We start from the raw sequence: 19348 nt of genomic DNA on the forward strand, positions 1-19348 counted from the left end.
GTTAAAATAATGTTAAAAAAGGCGGCAGATAATATAGGTATATTTTTTTGGTACCTGTTTTCCTTACTGCCCTTTTGGTTTCTGTACCTCATATCAGATGGTTTGTACGTACTGATATACTATGTAGCTAAATACAGGCGACGTGTAGTGCGCGAGAACCTTAAAAATTCCTTCCCGGATAAGAGCGAATCCGAACGGCTTAAAATAGAGAAACAATATTTCAGATACATGGGCGATCTGCTGGTGGAAACCTTTAAGATGATCAGCATATCCGAAAAGGAACTGCGAGCCCGTATGCACATGAAAAACCCCGAAATTGTAGAACATTACTTTAGCCAGGGCAAAAGTATTATCGCGGCGGCAGGGCATTACGGCAACTGGGAAATGGCGGCACTGGAGTTTGGGATGCTGTCGAAAAATAAGACGATCATTGTTTACAAGCCGCTAAGCAACCCAAGGTTCGACGAATTTTTGAACAAACAAAGGGCGAGGTTTGGTTCTATGTTGGTGACGATGAAACAAACCCTGCGCACCATGATCTCGCTGAAGGACGAGCGCACGATAAGCGTACTGGCGTCCGACCAAACCCCCGGGGTGAACGAGGTTACTTACTTCACCAACTTTTTAAACCAGCCAACCGCCGTATTTTTAGGGATAGAGAAGATAGCAAAAATGACGGATGCCGCCGTGGTGTTCTACCGGATAGAGTGCATTAGGCGGGGCTATTATACCTGCGAACTGGTGCCCCTTGTGGATAATCCGAAAGAAACCGCGCAATACGAGATCACTAATATGCAGGTTGGTTATTTGGAAAAGCAGATACAGGAAACCCCGCAATACTGGCTTTGGAGCCACAGGCGCTGGAAATTTAAGCCGGAGGATTTTAAACGATGACCAATACCCCAAAAGTTGCCGTTGTGATTTTAAACTGGAACGGTTTAAAACACCTGGAACAGTTTTTACCAGGTGTACTGGCATCTACTTACCCCAACCTTGATATTATTGTTGGCGATAATGCCTCTACGGATGGCTCTATCACGTTTTTAACGGGCAGGTATCCATCTATAAGGTTAATTGAAAATGATCATAACTACGGCTTTACAGGCGGCTATAACCGTGTGTTGGCGCAGGTGGAGGCTGATTACTACGTACTGCTAAACTCCGATGTGGAGGTTACGCCCAACTGGATTGAACCGGTGATCACCTTAATGGAAAGCGACGAAAGCATCGCCGCTGCCGGCCCTAAGCTAAGATCCTTCGCGCAAAAAACACATTTTGAATATGCAGGCGCGGCTGGTGGCTTTATAGATCGCTTTGGCTACCCCTTTTGCCGTGGGCGCATCTTTGATGTGCTGGAAGAAGATATGGGCCAGTACGATACACCGGGCGAAGTTTTCTGGGCATCGGGCGCGGCCTTGTTCATCAAAAAGAAATTATGGGATGCTGCCGGTGGCTTCGATGAAAGCTTTTTTGCCCACATGGAGGAAATTGACCTGTGCTGGCGCTTAAAAAACATGGGCTATAAGGTAATGTATTGTCCACAGTCTATGGTATACCACGTAGGTGGTGGCACACTAAATGCCGAAAGTCCGTTTAAAACTTATCTCAACTTCCGCAACAACCTGTTGCTGCTGAAAAATAACCTACCTTTTTGGAAAGCATTTTTTACCATAGGCCTCCGTTTTTGGCTGGACCTGCTGGCTTTGGTAAAATTCCTTGCCGATGGTAAAAGTAAAAGTGCATGGGCTATAAGCAAGGCACACCGGAATTTTGTAAGAAAGTTATTGTCTAAGTCAAAAGTTAAAAGTCAAAAGTTAAAAGTTTCTTCGGGAAATCTTAGTGGGTATTACTCGCGCAGCATTGTTTGGGATTTTTTTGTGGGAAAAAAGAAGAAATTTAACGAATTGGTAGAGAAGGCGCTTCATTAAAGCATTTGTCATGGTGAGCTTGTCGAACTATTAACAAACGCTGCATGTCGTTCGGGTCTTCGACAGGCTCAGACTGACAATTTTATATCCCCGTATCCGTCACATCTGTATTGGTCACTTGTGCTTCCTCGCCGGGTGGCTTGGTGTTTTTCCTGGCGGTTTCAGTTACTTTATCATCCATTTTTACATGAATATCGCTCTGCGGGAATGGTATTTCGATGCCCTCTTTAGCAAATATGGTGTAAATGTCCGACAGGATGTGGCTTTTCAGCGATAGCCAGGTAGTAATATCGGCTGCCCAAAACAGCAATCTAAAATCTACCGAACTTTGGTTGAGGTTATGCACAAATACCAGCGGGGCGGGCGTTTCCATAATATCCGTACGGTTGCAAAGCAGGTCGGTAAGAATAGTTTTTACCTTTTCAATATCCGAACCGTAGGCCACGCCAATAATCAATTCGATACGGCGGTTGCTGTTGCTCAACGTCCAGTTAATTACGTGGTGCGATATCAGGTCGCCATTTGGGATAATTACTTCGGCACCGTCGCTGGTGGCAATTTTACTGCTGCGGATGCCAATTTCCATAATGGTGCCGCTGCGGTTATCCACCTCAATAATATCGCCTATCTGGATCGGTTTCTCAAAAGCCAGTATGAGGCCGGATACGAGGTTGTTTACAATGTTCTGCAAGCCAAAACCGATACCGATGCCAAACGCACTGATGATAATGGTGATCTTATCCAGCGGGAAACCCGAAGCCGTGATCGCCAATAAAAAGCCAACCGCGAATACCGCGAGTTTAATGAGCAGGGTAGACGTGCGGTTCTTCTTTTTCAGGATATCGATATCCGAACCGCTTTTGCCGGCGACATCGTACAGGTAACTGATGATTTTGGCCGCTACCGACGATAGCCAGATAACCGCGATGAATATGATAATACTCTGGAATGTGAACTGTGTATTGGTGCCGCCAAGGCTGCGGGTATCGGTTAAGAATTTTTGAATGTAGTCGAAAACGGCGTCCTCAATGCTTAGGTTTTGGGTAAGCATAATTAGCCAGAGCAAACTGGCCAGCACCGTTAAAATACTGCGGAATTTGGTCTGCAGCATTTTAAAATCGATGAAAGAACTGAGGTTGTTACTGTTTTTGTTGGCCTCCAATTGTACAAACAGGCTTTGCATAATAATCTGCACCAGGTAGTACATGCCCAATGCAAGCCATAAATTATACACAGCTGTTACGCCGATAATTTTAGAGAGCGTTACCCTACCGAAAATATTGCAAAGCGCGGAAGCCACCAGTAGAATGATAAAGATCCGCAGGATGGTTTTGGTATGCGGCATGTAATCTTCGGGCGCGTTTTTTACCACCCGGTAAAAACGAACGGTGATAAATGTAGTGGCCAACGCCAGCAGCAGCACAATAACCCTATCGGTATTGCTTACCTCTACAAACAGGTTACTAAAGCTATAAACGCATGTAAGGCAAAATAATAAAGCGAGATATTTAAATAACTGTTGCGGGCAGGTTTTCCCAACGAGGTACAAAAGAGAGGCGATGAGCACCGTGAAAAAGATTTCGAGCACAACTACCGGCGGATGATCATAAAAGTTGGGCACAATGGCGAAAGCGACGATCATAGCCGATACTACAGGGTAGAACGACACGTATTTGGCATGACTAAAAACCGTTTGCGGCGATTCCTTTATCCGCAATAGTTTGCGCCGGTTGGAGTAAATCCATGTGTAAAACAACACCAAAACCAGTATGCCTGCAAAGTGAATAAGCGGATCGCGGGTTGCGAAAAAGGTTAATAGCCGCGTATTCATATCCACCGTTTTGCTGAGCGCTGTTTTAAAAGTGCTCTCGGTGTTGCGGTCCATCTCCCAAATACTGTTGTTCTCGTCAGACAGGGCGGAAATGCTGAACTCGCGAATCTTCAGGTCTATCTGGTCGCGCAGATCTATAAGTGCGATGTAAACCGAGGTGGCCCTGTTTTGCAGCGAGCCAATTTTGAGAAGCAATTTTTTGTTGGTGGTATCCAGCCTATGATATTTACTATCGATAGCTATTTTTTGGATCAGGAAAGATGTTGCAAGCGCGCTATCCGCGGGTACCATTTTAAGCGATGAGTCTTTACCCATCGCCGAAAGTTCATTTTGGTTTTGGATGAGCTTGGAGTTGACGACGGCAAGGCGTTCCTGCCATATATCCAGTTGGTCGTCGCTGCGGGTGAGGATGTCGCGAATGGCGTACAGGTAGCGCAGGGTGCTGCTGCGGTCGTTATCTATCAGGGTTTTGATGAGGCCCACGCGCTTTTCAAAAGCGGGCAGTTTCTGGCTGATATCCACCGTATCAATATTGCGCGATAGGCTTGTTTTGATCTGGTTGAAGGAAGAGGTGTAATACTCTATCTTTTGCAGTAGCCCGTTAATGGAGGTGTCGGATTTTTTAAGGCTTCGCATCATCGAATCGCGCCGCAGGATAGTTTGCCTCAACGAATCGCGGACGCCCAGTTTTTTGCTCTTCTTCGTGGTTTGCCCAAAGCCGTCTGTGTTAAATAAAGCGAATACGAACAGGAGGGGAGCGGCTATTTTAAGTACTTTATTCATGGGAAGGGCTAAGCATAAGCAATGTGGAAACACTTACCGACTGAAAACGTTTTAATTATTTCGGACTAAGCCAGCAGCAGGCTCTCAATAGCCAACCGGTACGAGTGCATCCCGAACCCGGCTATAACCCCACGACAACTGGCGGCCAGCATAGAGGTGTGCCTGAATTCCTCGCGCTTGTAAACGTTGGAGATGTGTACCTCTATAACTGGTGTGTTAATGGCCGCGATGGCATCGGCAATGGCAATGGAGGTGTGGGTATAGGCACCGGCGTTCATCACAACACCATCGAAGGTAAAGCCTACTTCGTGCAGCTTATTTATTAATTCGCCCTCAACATTACTTTGGTAATAACTAATGCTGATGTTTGTAAAATGCTTTTGCAATTCGGTTAAATAGTCCTCAAAGCTGGCGCTGCCGTAAATAGATTTTTCGCGCACGCCAAGCAGGTTTAAATTTGGGCCGTTTATAATTTGTATATTCATTTGTTTCAAACTTAGGTATAAATCATCAAAACTAAAATCTATTGAACTGGGCTTCGGCAATAAAGGGATTTAAAGCTTACCTCAAACTGGAAAGGAGCTTGGCTGGTAATTCTATCAAAGCTTATAGTAGAGATTTAGATAAGCTATATCAATACGCTGATTCACTGTTAGATAAAAAATCACCTAAAGATTTTTCTTTACAAGATCTGCGCCAGTTTATTGCCTGGGTGAACGAATTGGGTATGATCCCATCCACTCAATCGCGGATAATTTCGGGTATCAAAGCTTTCTATAAATTCCTGCTGATGGAGGACTATATCAGCGCCGATCCCTCCGAATTATTGGAAACACCGAAGATCCAGCGCAAGCTGCCGGACACTTTAAGTGTGGTAGAAATTAACGAACTCATCGCCGCTATCGACCTCTCCAAACCCGAAGGCACCCGCAATAAGGCGATGCTGGAAGTATTATACGGCTGCGGCCTGCGCGTGTCGGAATTAACCGAACTCAAGCTCTCCAACCTATATCCCGAGATAGAATTTATAAAAGTTACCGGCAAGGGTAGCAAAGAGCGTTTGGTACCCATCGGCGGCGAGGCTATCCTCGCCCTAAAAATGTGGACCGACTTTGTAAGGGTGCATATACCAATTAAAAAGGGCGAGGAGGACCTGGTGTTTCTCAACCGCAGGGGCAGCAGGCTAAGCCGGGTGTATGTGTTTTTGATGATCAAAGACCTGGTAGCAACTGTTGGTTTAAAGAAGAAGATCAGTCCGCATACCTTTCGCCATTCCTTTGCTACCCACCTGGTAGAAGGCGGTGCTGATTTGCGTGCAGTACAGGAAATGCTGGGCCACGAGAGTATTACCACCACGGAGATCTATACGCATCTGGATAGGGAGTATCTGAAGAGTACCATCATTGGGTTTCACCCGAGAAATTAGGGTAATATGGAAAAATGTCATTGCGAGCCGCAGCGGGAGAGCCTGAGCGAAAGGGCGGCGTGGCAATCTCATAAAACAGTCCACAATGCAAAGTTCGCCACCTGTCCTATGAGATTGCCGCGCTATCGCTTGCAACGACAAAATGGTTAAATCGTTGCTTTAACCATCCTATCCCTGCCGCTCATATCCTTACGTAACTCAATGTTAGTAAATCCTTTATCAGCTAATAGCTCAACGGTTTCTTTTCCGAAAGCTTCATTGATCTCAAAGAAAAGCAAGCCACCGGTTATCAGTTTTTCTGCAGCGAAATCAGCTATAGCTTTGTAAAAAAGTAGGGGGTCATCCTCAGGTACAAACAAAGCCGAATGCGGCTCAAAATCGGTTACGTTGGTATGCATCAGGGTTTTGTCGTGCAGGGTAACGTAGGGGGGATTACTTATAATGATTTCGAATTTTCGATTTTCGATTTCGGATTTAGAAACTTTCAGTACATCTACTTCAATAAATTCCACATCAACCTCATTGATAACCGCGTTTTGTTTGGCGGTTTGCAAGGCTTCTGCAGAAATATCTACAGCCGTAACCGCAGCATCAGGCAGGTTCTTTTTCAAGCTGATGGCAATACAACCGCTTCCCGTACCGATATCTAAAATTGAAAAAGACTTTTGACTTTCAACATTCAACTTTAAACTTAATAAAGCCCACTCTACCAATTCCTCCGTTTCGGGGCGGGGGATAAGGGTGGCGGGGTTCACTAAAAAGGAGAGTCCGTAAAACTCGGTGCTGCCTAAAATGTACTGTACGGGTTTGCAGGTTTTAAGTTCGGTAAGTATAGCGGGGAGTTTTTCCCGGGCATCCGTGGGCACATCATCCTCCGGAAACGCTTTTATTTTTGCTCTGGATAAGTCTGTTATCTCGCTGAGCACCATAAGCGTTATCGCTTCTGTTTCCTGTGCGCCGTAAAGCTCATCAAGCACCTGGTGAAAATTGAGGAACACATCCTTAATAGTTTTCATGCAACAAAGTAACATAAAACCTACTTTTGTACCATGCAGCAACACCAAATATATATGCACCGCTGCCTGGAGCTTGCTGCTTTAGGTGCAGGCCGGGTAAGCCCGAACCCCATGGTTGGTGCCGTAATTGTGCATAACGACAAAATAATTGGCGAGGGCTACCACCAAAAATATGGTGAAGCACATGCGGAGGTTAATGCCATTAATATGGTGATATCCAGTTATGATAACTATGCCGAACTGTTAAGTGAAGCCACCATTTATGTTTCGCTGGAGCCCTGCGCGCATTATGGTAAAACGCCGCCCTGTGCCGATCTTATTATTAAACACCATATTCCAAACGTAGTTGTCGGCAGCCGCGACCCGTTCCCCCAGGTAGATGGCAAGGGAATAGAAAAGCTGGTAGCCGTTGGGGTAGATGTTACCGTAGGCGTGCTGGAAGATGAATGTCGCTGGCTGAACCGCCGCTTTTTTACCCGCGTACAAAAGCACCGGCCCTACATCATCTTGAAATGGGCGCAAACCGTTGATGGCTTTTTTGCACCGGCAGATGGCAGCCAGCATTGGATAACCGGCACCGAAGCCCGCAAGCTGGTACACCATTGGCGCGCCGAAGAAGATGCCATTTTAGTGGGCAAAAATACCGTACTGGCAGATAACCCGCAGCTGAACACGCGCTATGCGGAAGGGAGATCGCCGAAGCGGGTGGTGATAGACAGGAGGCTTGAATTGTCACCCGATCTTAACATCTTTGACCGGGCGGTTGAAACCTTGATTTTTAACGAAATAAAAACCGATATTGACGGCAATATAAAATACATAGCCCTGGAAGACTTTGACCGCTACGTACCGCAGTACATGATGTACCAGTTGTACCTGCAAGATATCCAGTCGGTTATTATTGAGGGCGGTGCTCATACGCTAAATTCATTCATAAAAGATGGATTGTGGGATGATGCACGTATTTTTACCGGGGCGGATGTTTTAACCAATGGCATACCGGCACCAAAAATAAGTGGCCAAAACGGCGGGCAATATGCTGTAGGCAACAACCAATTACAAGTGTTTTATAATAAGCCTAAAAGCTAATGTTATACGTTTTTCTGAGTGTTTGCTGCAGTGTAATCGTGTCGGTTTTATTAAAACTGGCAAGGCGCTATAGTATTGATATATCCCAGGCCATCACCTGGAATTACCCGGTGGCTATTTTGCTCACATGGTTCTTTTTCCGCCCCAAATTAGATTTCACAGCGCTGCAGACCGGCCCCGTGTCTATCTACATTGCCGTAGGTGTTTTGCTGCCGGTAATATTTATGATCATGGCATCATCTGTAAGGGTAGCGGGCATTGTACGTACAGATATAGCGCAACGCTTATCGCTGTTGATACCGCTGGTAGCAGCGTTCTGGCTGTTTAAGGAGCCCTTAACGCCCATGAAGATCGTGGGTATCGTTATCGGTTTCGCGGCTATTGTATGTTCCATCCCATGGCAAAAGCAAACGGCAAACCGCAAGGTGCTCAGCAACGCCTGGTTTTACCTGCTGGTGGTGTTCTTTGGGTTTGGCGCTATTGATATTCTGTTTAAGCAGGTTGCCGCGCATAAAGAAGTTGTTTACACTACATCGCTCTTCCTTATTTTTATTTTGGCCTTTGTTATTGCACTAATAGGGCTGGTATACCGCATAGCCACTAAAGGGGCCCGCATTTCCTGGCCGCACGTTATGTTTGGCTGGATAATCGGTGTGGCCAATTTTGGCAATATCCTGTTTTACATTAAAGCGCATCAGCAATTATCAACAAGCCCTTCATCGGTGTTCTCGGCCATGAATATTGGCGTGATCACCGCAGGTGCCGTTGTTGGCCTGGTGGTGTTTAAAGAACGGCTGAGCCTGCTTAATAAAGTTGGCATAGCTTTAGCAATAGCTGCCATTATTGTTATTACCCTTTCGCAAAAATAAATGCTTTTCGACGATACGTACAAAACTATTGCCCAACCGGCGGAGGGCATCTTTCGCGACCGTGGCAGTAAATTCCTCGGGTATGCGTACCCCATCAGTTCTGATGCTGATATTAAACCCATCGTAGCCAAATTAAAGGCCGAACACCCTAAGGCTAACCACCATTGCTGGGCCATGCGCCTGGGGATAGACCGTTCCGTTTTCCGTGTGAATGATGATGGCGAACCTTCCGGTACAGCGGGCAGGCCGATCTTGAATATCCTGGTCTCCAAAAATATTACCAATGTGCTGGTGGTGGTAGTTCGCTATTTTGGGGGGACACTTTTAGGTGTGCCGGGCCTGATCAATGCCTACAAACTCACTACCGAAGCCGCGCTGGAGAAAGCCGAGATCATCGAAAAAACGGTTAATGATATCTACACTATTACTTTTGAATACGCCCAGATGAACGATGTAATGCGGATCATCAAAGAGGAGCAGTTGCAAGTGCTGGAGCAAACTTCGGAGTTGAATTGCAGTATTCAATTCTCCATCCGCAAAACACAGGTGGAGCAGGTAATGAGCAAGCTGAACAAGGTAGAGAAGGCGAAGGTAGTTTATAATTACAGCGGCTAATACACGATTGCAGGATTTTAGGATGAACAGGATTTGATTTGCGGAACGATCAAAACTTCCTTCTACTTCATTGCCGCCGGTCTCAACCGATGGAACGCTGCTTGCAGGCATTGGCCTAAAACGTTTCTAAATTGCGTTTTTAAGACGGCATTACTCGCCAATTTTGCCTAATTTGCCTCCATATGCAATCTTTTGAAATAGATAAATCGGACCTGCTGCGCATTAAAACCGCGCTTGAAGGGGATGATGCTGGTTTAGAGGTGGTTCTGCAAGAGTACCACGCCTCTGAAATAGCTATCCTATTTGAAAAGCTGCCGCAGGAAGCCAAGGAGCGCATCATCAATATGCTGCCGGCAGATATCGCCTCGGAAGTACTCTCCGAGATGACCGAGGAATCGCACCCGGAGGACCTGTTGCTGAACATGCATCCGGATAAGCGGTCGGACATTGTAGAGGAACTGGATTATGACGATGCTACGGATATTATTTCGCAGCTGGAGGAACATGAGCAGCACGAGATCCTGCAGGATATTGACCAGGAGGATGCCCATAACATCCGCGCGCTTTTAAAGTACGACGAAGACACCGCGGGCGGTCTGATGAACTCCGAAATTATCAAGGTGAACATCAACCTTGATAAAAAAGAAGCATTGGACGAGATCATCCGTCAATCGGAAGAGATGGAGGAGTTTTACACCATTTATGTGGTGGACGATGAAAACGTACTGCAAGGCATCCTTTCCATCAAATCTATTATCAAGGCACGGTCAGACGCGCGTGTGAGCGACCTGGTGGACAAGAATTTTATCTACGTAAAAGCCGAACTCGACCAGGAAGATGTGGCGGGCCTGATATCGCAATACAACTTAACCACCATCCCCGTGGTAGATGATAACATGAAACTGCTGGGCCGTGTTACGGTAGATGATATCATCGACGTAATGGAGCAGGAAAGTACCGAGGATATCCTGAAGATCTCCGGCGTATCCGAAGACGAAGAACTAAGCGGTAACTGGAAAGAGGCCGTAAAAAGCCGCCTGCCCTGGCTGGTGATCAATTTGGGTACGGCATACCTGGCCGCATCAATCATCAGGCACTTCGATAGCACCGTATCGCAATTACCGCAGATAGCGGCTTATATGACCATTATTGCAGGTATGGGTGGTAACGCCGCCACGCAATCACTGGCGGTAACCGTCCGCAGGATCTCGTTAAGCGATCTGAGCGACGCGCAGGCTTATAATACCGTACTGAAAGAGTTTTTGGTAGGGCTGTTAAACGGCGCTGCTAACGGATTAATTGTTTTTGCTATCGCCATGTTTTATGACGCCGACCCATTACTGGGCCTGGTATTGTTTTTAGCCATGACGGGCAATTTGGTAATAGCCGGTTTAACGGGTGCATCCATCCCGCTGGTGCTGAAAAGGGTAGGGATAGACCCCGCCGTGGCATCATCCATCATCATTACCACCTTTACAGATTGCGCCGGTTTTTTGCTACCCCTATGGCTAGCAAGTAAGTTTTTACTGCATAGTTAAAAGAGAATAGAGTTTTATTTTAAATTTGACCCATCAAAATACTGATACCCATGACCGAAGTACGTTACAACTGGACACACGACGAAATAGCAGAAATATACCACGCCCCCTTGTTAGACCTGGTTTACCGGGCGGCAAGCATTCACCGCGAAAATAAAGATTATGCCGAGGTGCAGATCAGTTCGCTGATCTCTATCAAAACTGGGGGATGCCCCGAGGATTGCGCGTATTGCCCGCAAGCGGCGCGTTATAATACAGGTGTGGATGTACACGCCATTATGCCAAAGGAAGAGGTTATTGCCGTTGCGCAAAAAGCCAAGAACGGTGGTGCAAGTCGCCTTTGTATGGGGGCAGCCTGGCGCGAGGTACGCGATAACCGCGACTTTGACAAAGTAATTGATATGGTGAAAGCCGTGAACGCCATGGATATGGAAGTTTGCTGCACGCTGGGCATGCTTACCGAAGGGCAGGCGCAAAGATTAGCTGATGCAGGCCTGTATGCCTACAACCATAACTTAGATACATCTGAAGACGACTATAAACGCATCATCACCACCCGTACTTACGATGATCGCCTGCAAACATTAGAGCATGTGCGCAAAGCAAAGATCTCGGTATGCAGCGGTGGTATCATTGGCCTTGGCGAAACCGTTGCCGACAGGGTTTCGATGCTGAAGACCTTATCCAACATGCCAAAGCACCCAGAAAGCGTGCCTATCAACGCGTTAGTGCCGGTTAAGGGCACACCGCTTGCAGATCAGCCAAGGGTATCTGTTTGGGAGATGGTAAGGATGATAGCAACCGCGCGTATTGTAATGCCGAAGACCGTAGTAAGGCTTTCTGCAGGCCGTACCGAAATGAGCACATTAGAGCAGGCGTTCTGCTTTATGGCCGGTGCCAATTCCATTTTTGCCGGTGAGAAACTACTCACTACGCCAAACCCTTCTTTTGATGAAGACATGGCCATGTTCGAACTGCTGGGCCTAACACCACGCAAAGCCTTTAAAAACGGCAGGCCGAATGTTTCCAAAGAAATAAAGGAAATGAGTATAAACGAGGTGATATAGCTAATGGCAAGGAAGAGATATAATCTTACTCTACCGTCGTTTGATGAGTTACTTGTCCCAACAGTTAAAGCCTTAATGAAATTAGGAGGCTCTGGTTCGGTCGAAGAAATCAACAATCTTGTTTACGAAATTGCCAAAATTTCCGAAGAGGTTCTTCAAGTTTTACATGGGGAGAGTGATACACGCACTGAAATCGACTATCGGCTTGCATGGAGTAGGACTTATCTAAAGAAATTTGGACTTCTTGAAAACTCATCCCGTGGAATTTGGGCTTTATTAAAGGCTGATGTGGACGTTTCAAAGTTAAGTAATGCTGAAATAGTACGCTTTGTTCGAGAAAAATCAACCATTGACAAGCTTGACAAAGCCGAAGCATTAGAGCCGATAAATACGAATCAAGTCAATAAGGAAGTTGAAGAAGAAGTTGATAATACAGAAGAATGGAAAAATATTCTGTTAAATACGCTGTATAAAATTACTCCTTCTGCATTTGAGAGATTAGCTCAGCGAATACTTCGTGAAAGTGGATTTTTTCAAGTAGAAGTTACGGGAAAAGTGGGCGATGGCGGAATAGATGGAAAAGGGATTGTAAGAGTCAGTGGCCTGCTAAGTTTTCATGTCATATTTCAATGTAAGCGCTACAAAGGGTCAGTGTCTCCAAGTCAAATCCGAGATTTTAGAGGTGCTATGCAAGGCCGTGCGGACAAAGGATTGATAATTACTACTGGAACTTTTACGCGCGAGGCCATTAAAGAAGCTACACGTGACGGCGCGCCACCAATCGATTTGATAGACGGCGAACTTCTTTGCGATAAGCTAAAGGAATTAAAGTTAGGGATAGCTACCAAACTTACAGAAACTATCGAAGTCCGAAAAGAGTGGTTTGATAATCTTTAAAAACTTCAATTAAAACAAACCTGCCATAATATCTCTTTTATACTCAAAAAAGAAATATTATGGCATTTGACCAATACCACGAACCACCAGAAGAGTTATCTGACAAAACCCGCACCTTCGCACGCATGATCGTTTCCCTTGGTGAGGAAGCTGAAGCAATAAACTGGTACGAGCAGCGCATCTCGGTAGAAAAAGACAAACAAGCAAAAGCAATTATGCAGAACGCCCAGCACGAGGAGTTTAAGCACTTCGGTATGGATCTGGAGTTTTTGCTGCGCCAAAAACCCGTTTGGCGTAAAACCCTGCAAGCTATTTTATTTAAAGAAGGTGATATTGTAGAATTAGGCGAAGAGGGCGAAGAAGCTTCGGAGTAAAATTAGTATTCGATTTTTTAAATTCGAATTGCCTACATTCATAACATGCAAATTTTATGGTGCTGGCGGTGTAAAATAGAAGTACCAATGCTGGATGACGACGAAATGCCAATGGCACGGAGTCTCTATAGCGCCGCTTTCAAGAATGCTCTCATCATGACCGGTTTAAACCTTGCTTGATTATTATAATCAGGTGACGGGTTTTGATGAAACCAATTATAACGCCGTAATGCACCACATAGTTGCTTTATATGGGTCGGCTTGCGAAGTTTGTTCTAAACCATATAGAGCGCCGCAAGCTGCCTTTTGCGCTGCATGTTTCAAGAATATGACCATACCTAATACCTCACTTTAGTTAATCTCCTGTTTTCATTAACCGCGCTTCCGCTCAAAACAACCTTATTGTACTCCAAACAGATTTTGGCTTAAAGGATGGCGCGGTATCGGCTATGAAGCATAATGCTCAAAGCTGATTTTTTTACCTTACGTATAAGTATTCGGTATTCGAAATAGGCGAACCCCAGGGCGTAATCACGCCAAACCAATCGGTGTCATGCCCTCACTCAATAGGTGTAATCCCCCGAATGAATACCTTAACAATAAGTTAATAAAGTGTGCATAACTTATTGAAACTTAACTCACACCTTTGAGCGTATAATTATAACTTAACAAACATTCACTTACACTACAAAACTTATGAATTATTTCGCTAAAATGAAATTCTCGTTGTTGCTATTGGCAACAGCCGGCGTACTGGCCACGGGCTGCCAAAAAAATGAAGGCTTTAAAACCGAAAAAGCCGACACGGAAACCGTTGCGTTAAAAACCGACGCGGTTACGTTAACCCAGGGTTTTGAAGTTGGCGCAACCAGCCCTAAAACGGCTTATGATGTATCGCCAACCGGCTCGTCAAGCGGCGACAATGTTACCCTGTCGGGCAATTCCTGGAACGTGTACGATGCCTTAATTGGTAACCTGGCTGCAGATAAAAGGGCAGGATCATGGTCGGTACGCATCCGCAACACGGGAAAAATTACCATGTTGTACAATTTAACCACCGGCATCAGCAGCGTCACGGTTAAACATGCCACTTACGGCACAGATGGTAACAGCACCTGGGGCCTGTTTTATTCAACAAACAGCGGCAGTAGCTGGACACAGGCCGGCAGCAATGTTACCACAGGTACAACGCTTGTAACACAAACATTCACCTTTGCTGTTACTGGCACGGTACGTTTGGAGGTCCGTAAACTAACCGGCGGTGCAGATCGTATCAACATCGACGATATTACGGTGAATGATAACGCTGGCGGCGGCACAGGCGGTGGTACGGTACTTACCGGTAAGAAATTCCTGTTTGATGCCAGCCACCTGGAAAACGCGGGCAGCGCAGACTGGCAAATTGATGCCGACGGTACCGAGAACGTACCGATGTACACCGGCGGTACTACCGTTGAAACTAAAGCACAGCGTTACCCAACACCATCATACACAGGCATCACTTCAACTACAGCCGAAAACTACTGGAAAGGCGCTATGTCTGCCTGGGCCGTGGAACTGGTTAAAAAAGGCGAATTGGTAGAAACCCTGCCTGTTGGTACGGCACTTACCTATGGTAATGCATCAAACCCAGAGGATCTGAGCAATTACGATGTTTACGTAGTAGTAGAGCCAAACCGTTTGTTTACCGCAGCAGAAAAAACCGCTATCATGACCTTCGTATCAAACGGTGGTGGCCTGGTTATGGTTGCAGACCATACAGCAGCTACAACAGCTGGTACCGATGCAAACGGCTACAATCCGTCTGACCGCGACGGCGATGGTTACGATTCGCCCCGTGTTTGGAACGATCTAATGACCAACAACGGCATCAATAACAACAATCCTTTCGGTTTTACCATAAACTATGTTGATATCAGCGAAGGTCCGTCTACCAACGTATACACTGGTACTAACGCTAATGCGGCCATCGTTTTAAACGGCGCAGCGGGCACGGCTTCCAAGCTGGCGTTTTACAATGGCTCAACAGCCAACCTTACGCCGGCTACCAACGCCAGTGTGCAGGGATTGTTCTGGAGAAACAGCGCAACAAACGGCGGTACGGCAAACGCCATGGCCCTGTTAGCTACCTATGGCACCGGCCGCGTATTCTTTATAGGGGATAGCTCACCATCTGACGATGGCACCGGCGATACCGGCGACAGCCTGTTCAACGGTTGGAGCGGTGACTCGCCATCAGGCTTTACCTCGCACCCGGCACTGCATTTAAACGCGGCACTATGGGCGGCTAAAGCACAATAAAAAGGATATTCAAGATCAGTTTTCGTTTATAGTTCAAAGCGGCGGGCCTTTAAAAACCCGTCGCTTTTGTTTTAGAGTACCGTGAAAATCATTTTGCTTTAATGTAGGTATAGGTAATTGTATCGTTAAGTGTAGAGCTTCCGGTAGTAGCTGCCTGCACTACGGTTGGATAGCCATTTGCATCGTAAGTATTAGCGTAATTGGTGGTGGAGGTATTGCCCTCACTTGTAACGTACGAACTTTTAATCAGCTCGTTTTTGTTGGCAAATTGAAGGTCGGGTAACATCCATTTATAACCGCTATACAAATAGGGGTTCTTCCTGGTGCCGTACTCGCGGGTAAAATTAAAGTAGTATTCTTTAACACCCGCACTTGTAAAATGCTCGTTATTGTCGGTTGTATTGTTGCCGTTTGTATAAGCATAGGCAACAGTACCTTTTCCTTCCGATGGGATAGTTGTTATTACATGATTTGTAACAACCAGATTTGCTGTTGTAATAGCTATGTTGTGAAAGTTGGAAGCGTTGGCGGGCATCGAATAAGCTACAGACACGGGTGCGTTGTCTTTGTAGGTATAATCAAATATAGATATAGTGCCTTCCCTTGTAATGGTTGATTTGATGAGGTTACCTTGCCCGTCGTAAATGTAAACATGGTCTGAGTTTGGACCGGCATGATCGTCATAGCGCTCGTGCATTGCAGTCATCTTGTTGCTATTGTCATACTCGTAAGTTAACACCACCCGGGTAGTTCTTCCGCCAGTATTTTCAATTGTTGTTACCGATTCAACAAGCTGTTTTACCTCCTGAGCTGGCGTTGGCTCATTGCTGTCGTTTTTGCAACCAAACAATATAATACATATAAAAGCGAATAGTAGAGTTTTCTTCATTTGACAAGGATTAGTGGCGCAAAATAACAAATAAATTTAGCCGACATCCCAAAACAAACCTCCGCACTTTGAAGTTACCATGATATAAACTACGTCACACCCAATAAATATAACCGTTATGAAAAACTTTGAAACCTTAGTGGATGCCACTAACGACCTCACCAAACGCGGATACGAAGCCAACCTTAGCTTGGAAGGCGACACTATAGATGATAAATCTAAGGATATACACATGACTGCCGAAGATTTCGAGATAGACGAGTTCTACCGTTTCGAAGGGCAAAGCAACCCGTCAGACATGTCGATAGTTTACGCCATCAGTTCATCAAAATACAATCTGAAGGGTATCCTGATAAATGCTTACGGTACCTATGCAGATGATAGCTCATCAGCTATATCGGCAAAATTGCACCATAACCAGGTAAGTTCTAACCTACACGGCAGCGACAGGCCGGTTGAGTAAGTTGATAAGTAAAAAGTCAAAATTCAAAAGTAAAAAGCTTGTTATGCGATCTGTTTTGAATTTTGACTTTTTACTTTTGTTTTAAAGCTGCCAGTAATTTCTTTCCCCTTACCTGTATGGCAGGCCCGCCCGTGCGCATCAGGAACTCCAATTGATTGGCCAGTTCCTCGGCTATCCAGTCGTAACGCTCACTCAGGTTAAACAAGGCGTCAGCGGCAAATACTTTTACGGCCGGTTTTACTTTAGGGTGTATTATCCAATCAAAAAACTGTTCTACGGTATCTTCCAGGTTTATCTCCTCCAAAGCAGCCTTTACCACATCGGGCGCGTTAGGGGCCGTCATAAACATCATAATGCGGGCGTAGTGCCGTTTGCAGCTTTCGTTGTTCACCTCTGTAATGCGCGAAAGGAAGTACTTTAAATTGGCAGAGTATCTTACTATATCGCTCAGCATTACGCTATCCAGCAGCCACATAGCGCGGAAACCGAGGGTTTTATCCTGGTGAAATGTGAGGTCGATCAAATCATCTACACTTAAAGCCTGCTCATTTACAACGGCCGTTAATTTGGCGATTTTGGTTTTGCCAAAGGTTTTGTAAAGTTCCTGTATGAGTTCGTCCTGGCTAAGCATGAATTGGTAAATCAGAAATATAAATTTATATTTTTTTTGCCCATTGTTCGCCTATTTTTTAAGCAGGGATGAAAAACTACCGGCAAAGAAGGAGAATTTTATGTTAGCCCTTAAAATATTCAAATATCTGATTATCAATTTTGGAAATTTTTTTCACCAGGGTATCAGATATGTTTGCAAAAAAAGCATTGAGAAGAACGATAAGTAATCGGGCAGGTTTATGTTTTGCTGCAAGAAAGAACGAAGTGTAATATCATGTAATCAGAGTCTAATCAAATCTGTGTAATCTTTAAAATCGGTGAAATTCCGGTTGCAACAACCTCAACAAAAAGTATACATTTGTCGGGTTAAAAATTTGTTAGTTCATGGTTAAATTCAACCGTTTCACACTGGATAACGGCCTTAGGGTTATCGTCCACGAAGATAGTACCACGCCAATGGCAGTGCTCAACATCCTGTATGATGTGGGCGCCCGCGACGAGGATCCGGAGCAGACCGGATTTGCACATCTGTTTGAGCACCTGATGTTTGGGGGCTCGGTAAACATCCCCAACTATGATGCTCCGTTGCAACGGGTAGGGGGCGAAAACAACGCCTTCACCAGCAACGATATCACCAATTATTATATCACCCTGCCATCCGCTAACCTCGAAACCGCCTTTTGGCTGGAGAGCGACAGGATGCTCAGCCTTGCCTTTAGTAAGAAAAGCCTTGAGGTTCAGCGTAATGTGGTTATAGAAGAGTTTAAACAACGTTACCTCAACCAGCCTTACGGCGATGTTTGGTTAAAGCTGCGCCCTATGGTTTATAAGCAGCATCCGTACCGCTGGGCAACCATTGGTAAAACTATAAAACATATAGAAGATGCCCGTATAGAGGATGTTAAGGCGTTTTTTAAGAAGCACTACAACCCGCAAAACGCCGTTATGGTAGTGGGTGGTGATGTAAAGACCGAAGACATTAAAGTGCTTGCCGAAAAGTGGTTTGGCCCGATACCAAAGGGGGAGAAGTACACCCGCCAACTTCCTCAGGAAGCCCCTCAGCAAGAGGAGCGCCGCGACACGGTTACCGCAAAAGTGCCTCTGAATGACGTATATATAGCTTTCCAGATGGAAGGCCGACTGCACGAAAGCTTCCACGCGGTGGAGTTGATGTCGGATATTTTGTCGCGCGGGAATTCATCGAGGCTTTACAAAAGTTTAGTTAAGGACAAGCAATTGTTTAGCGAGGTACACGCCTACATTACCGAAAGCATGGATAAGGGGATGTTTGTAATGCAGGGCAAACCGGTTGCCGGTGTAAGTACCGAACAAGCGGAAGCAGCCCTTTGGCAGGAACTGGAAAACCTGAAGAACGAAGAAGTCCCGGCAGACGAATTGACCAAAGTGAAGAACAAAACCGAATCTACCATGGTGTTTTCGGAGATGTCGCTTTTGGATAAAGCGATGAACCTGGCCGTTTACGAGTTGATGGGTGATGCCGATGATTTTAACCAGGAAGCCGCTAAATACCTGGCAGTTACCCCCGCAGCTATCAAGCAACAAGCCAACCTGCTGTTCAGGAAAGATAACTCTTCTACGCTAATCTACCTGGCGGAGAAGGAAGAAGAAGTAGTTGAAGCAATAAGCTAA

The 19348-nt window shown here is 45.7% G+C and carries 18 protein-coding genes; 13 read left to right on the forward strand and 5 right to left on the reverse strand.

Translation table 11 applies throughout. The features are described from left to right. Positions 1–9: 9 nt before the first annotated feature. Together EPL05_RS09265 and EPL05_RS09270 are read left to right on the forward strand one after the other, a co-directional pair. Positions 10–894 (forward strand): lysophospholipid acyltransferase family protein, encoded by an 885-nt coding sequence (locus EPL05_RS09265; protein WP_128533649.1) that lies wholly within the window; start codon positions 10–12, stop codon positions 892–894. Continuing rightward, positions 891–1928 carry a glycosyltransferase family 2 protein gene (locus EPL05_RS09270; RefSeq protein WP_128533650.1) on the forward strand — a complete coding sequence of 346 codons (1038 nt, stop codon included), beginning with the start codon at positions 891–893 and terminating at the stop codon, positions 1926–1928. Before EPL05_RS09265 ends, EPL05_RS09270 begins: the two co-directional genes overlap by 4 nt. 82 nt (positions 1929–2010) lie before the next feature. Here the strand turns inward: EPL05_RS09270 and EPL05_RS09275 are convergent, their stop codons facing one another. Both EPL05_RS09275 and aroQ read right to left on the reverse strand, forming a co-directional pair. Further along, positions 2011–4542, reverse strand: coding sequence for a mechanosensitive ion channel family protein (locus EPL05_RS09275; RefSeq protein WP_128533651.1), 2532 nt, complete (start codon positions 4540–4542; stop codon positions 2011–2013). 65 nt (positions 4543–4607) lie between these two features. Then, positions 4608–5027, reverse strand: a complete 420-nt coding sequence (gene aroQ / locus EPL05_RS09280) for a type II 3-dehydroquinate dehydratase (RefSeq protein ID WP_128533652.1) — start codon at positions 5025–5027, stop codon at positions 4608–4610. A gap of 41 nt (positions 5028–5068) precedes the next feature. Between aroQ and xerD the strand changes: the two genes are divergently transcribed. Beyond that, positions 5069–5968 (forward strand): site-specific tyrosine recombinase XerD, encoded by a 900-nt coding sequence (gene xerD, locus EPL05_RS09285; RefSeq protein ID WP_128533653.1) that lies wholly within the window; start codon positions 5069–5071, stop codon positions 5966–5968. A gap of 146 nt (positions 5969–6114) precedes the next feature. On the opposite strand, the gene prmC is transcribed toward xerD, so the two are convergent. After that, on the reverse strand, positions 6115–6984 hold the full coding sequence (gene prmC, locus EPL05_RS09290) for a peptide chain release factor N(5)-glutamine methyltransferase (protein ID WP_128533654.1): 870 nt from the start codon (positions 6982–6984) through the stop codon (positions 6115–6117). A 33-nt stretch (positions 6985–7017) separates the two neighbouring features. On the opposite strand from prmC, the gene ribD reads away from it, so the two are divergent. From ribD to EPL05_RS09330, 8 genes are all read left to right on the forward strand, one after another. Beyond that, positions 7018–8073, forward strand: coding sequence for a bifunctional diaminohydroxyphosphoribosylaminopyrimidine deaminase/5-amino-6-(5-phosphoribosylamino)uracil reductase RibD (ribD, locus tag EPL05_RS09295; protein ID WP_128533655.1), 1056 nt, complete (start codon positions 7018–7020; stop codon positions 8071–8073). Between the two features lie 38 nt (positions 8074–8111). Next, entirely contained in the window at positions 8112–8942 is an 831-nt protein-coding gene (locus EPL05_RS09300) for an EamA/RhaT family transporter (RefSeq protein WP_243837257.1), read from the forward strand. Then, positions 8943–9557: an IMPACT family protein gene (locus EPL05_RS09305; protein ID WP_128533657.1), complete on the forward strand. Its 615-nt coding sequence runs from the start codon at positions 8943–8945 to the stop codon at positions 9555–9557. It begins immediately after the preceding gene. 182 nt (positions 9558–9739) lie between these two features. Beyond that, on the forward strand, positions 9740–11095 hold the full coding sequence (mgtE, locus tag EPL05_RS09310; protein WP_128533658.1) for a magnesium transporter: 1356 nt from the start codon (positions 9740–9742) through the stop codon (positions 11093–11095). 50 nt (positions 11096–11145) lie between these two features. Further along, positions 11146–12162 carry a biotin synthase BioB gene (gene bioB, locus EPL05_RS09315; RefSeq protein WP_128533659.1) on the forward strand — a complete coding sequence of 339 codons (1017 nt, stop codon included), beginning with the start codon at positions 11146–11148 and terminating at the stop codon, positions 12160–12162. Between the two features lie 3 nt (positions 12163–12165). After that, positions 12166–13059, forward strand: coding sequence for a restriction endonuclease (locus EPL05_RS09320; RefSeq protein WP_128533660.1), 894 nt, complete (start codon positions 12166–12168; stop codon positions 13057–13059). A gap of 59 nt (positions 13060–13118) precedes the next feature. After that, positions 13119–13433, forward strand: coding sequence for a ferritin family protein (locus EPL05_RS09325; RefSeq protein WP_128533661.1), 315 nt, complete (start codon positions 13119–13121; stop codon positions 13431–13433). A gap of 696 nt (positions 13434–14129) precedes the next feature. Continuing rightward, positions 14130–15734, forward strand: coding sequence for a hypothetical protein (locus EPL05_RS09330; RefSeq protein ID WP_208394710.1), 1605 nt, complete (start codon positions 14130–14132; stop codon positions 15732–15734). Positions 15735–15822: 88 nt separating this feature from the next. Here EPL05_RS09330 and EPL05_RS09335 read toward each other — a convergent pair whose 3' ends face one another. After that, the gene (locus tag EPL05_RS09335) at positions 15823–16623 is read right to left on the reverse strand and encodes a hypothetical protein (RefSeq protein WP_128533662.1); all 801 of its coding nucleotides are present in this window, start codon (positions 16621–16623) and stop codon (positions 15823–15825) included. A 118-nt stretch (positions 16624–16741) separates the two neighbouring features. On the opposite strand from EPL05_RS09335, the gene EPL05_RS09340 reads away from it, so the two are divergent. Continuing rightward, the gene (locus tag EPL05_RS09340) at positions 16742–17086 is read left to right on the forward strand and encodes a phosphoribosylpyrophosphate synthetase (protein ID WP_128533663.1); all 345 of its coding nucleotides are present in this window, start codon (positions 16742–16744) and stop codon (positions 17084–17086) included. Positions 17087–17156: 70 nt separating this feature from the next. On the opposite strand, the gene EPL05_RS09345 is transcribed toward EPL05_RS09340, so the two are convergent. After that, a complete protein-coding gene (locus EPL05_RS09345) occupies positions 17157–17717 on the reverse strand; it encodes a hypothetical protein (RefSeq protein ID WP_128533664.1) in 561 nt (186 codons plus the stop codon). Positions 17718–18082: 365 nt separating this feature from the next. Between EPL05_RS09345 and EPL05_RS09350 the strand changes: the two genes are divergently transcribed. Continuing rightward, positions 18083–19348 carry a M16 family metallopeptidase gene (locus EPL05_RS09350; protein ID WP_128533665.1) on the forward strand — a complete coding sequence of 422 codons (1266 nt, stop codon included), beginning with the start codon at positions 18083–18085 and terminating at the stop codon, positions 19346–19348.

Origin of the sequence: Mucilaginibacter gilvus, assembly GCF_004054195.1 — a bacterium.
GTDB classification, from domain to species: Bacteria; Bacteroidota; Bacteroidia; order Sphingobacteriales; family Sphingobacteriaceae; genus Mucilaginibacter; species Mucilaginibacter gilvus.

Bases quoted from the DNA above. Each gene is read 5' to 3' on its own strand.
- EPL05_RS09265 (WP_128533649.1), top strand. From the start codon at position 10: ATGTTAAAAAAGGCGGCAGATAATATAGGTATATTTTTTTGGTACCTG.
- EPL05_RS09270 (WP_128533650.1), top strand. From the start codon at position 891: ATGACCAATACCCCAAAAGTTGCCGTTGTGATTTTAAACTGGAACGGT.
- EPL05_RS09275 (WP_128533651.1), bottom strand. From the start codon at position 4,542: ATGAATAAAGTACTTAAAATAGCCGCTCCCCTCCTGTTCGTATTCGCT.
- aroQ (WP_128533652.1), bottom strand. From the start codon at position 5,027: ATGAATATACAAATTATAAACGGCCCAAATTTAAACCTGCTTGGCGTG.
- prmC (WP_128533654.1), bottom strand. From the start codon at position 6,984: ATGAAAACTATTAAGGATGTGTTCCTCAATTTTCACCAGGTGCTTGAT.
- ribD (WP_128533655.1), top strand. From the start codon at position 7,018: ATGCAGCAACACCAAATATATATGCACCGCTGCCTGGAGCTTGCTGCT.
- EPL05_RS09305 (WP_128533657.1), top strand. From the start codon at position 8,943: ATGCTTTTCGACGATACGTACAAAACTATTGCCCAACCGGCGGAGGGC.
- mgtE (WP_128533658.1), top strand. From the start codon at position 9,740: ATGCAATCTTTTGAAATAGATAAATCGGACCTGCTGCGCATTAAAACC.
- bioB (WP_128533659.1), top strand. From the start codon at position 11,146: ATGACCGAAGTACGTTACAACTGGACACACGACGAAATAGCAGAAATA.
- EPL05_RS09320 (WP_128533660.1), top strand. From the start codon at position 12,166: ATGGCAAGGAAGAGATATAATCTTACTCTACCGTCGTTTGATGAGTTA.
- EPL05_RS09325 (WP_128533661.1), top strand. From the start codon at position 13,119: ATGGCATTTGACCAATACCACGAACCACCAGAAGAGTTATCTGACAAA.
- EPL05_RS09330 (WP_208394710.1), top strand. From the start codon at position 14,130: ATGAATTATTTCGCTAAAATGAAATTCTCGTTGTTGCTATTGGCAACA.
- EPL05_RS09335 (WP_128533662.1), bottom strand. From the start codon at position 16,623: ATGAAGAAAACTCTACTATTCGCTTTTATATGTATTATATTGTTTGGT.
- EPL05_RS09340 (WP_128533663.1), top strand. From the start codon at position 16,742: ATGAAAAACTTTGAAACCTTAGTGGATGCCACTAACGACCTCACCAAA.
- EPL05_RS09345 (WP_128533664.1), bottom strand. From the start codon at position 17,717: ATGCTTAGCCAGGACGAACTCATACAGGAACTTTACAAAACCTTTGGC.
- EPL05_RS09350 (WP_128533665.1), top strand. From the start codon at position 18,083: ATGGTTAAATTCAACCGTTTCACACTGGATAACGGCCTTAGGGTTATC.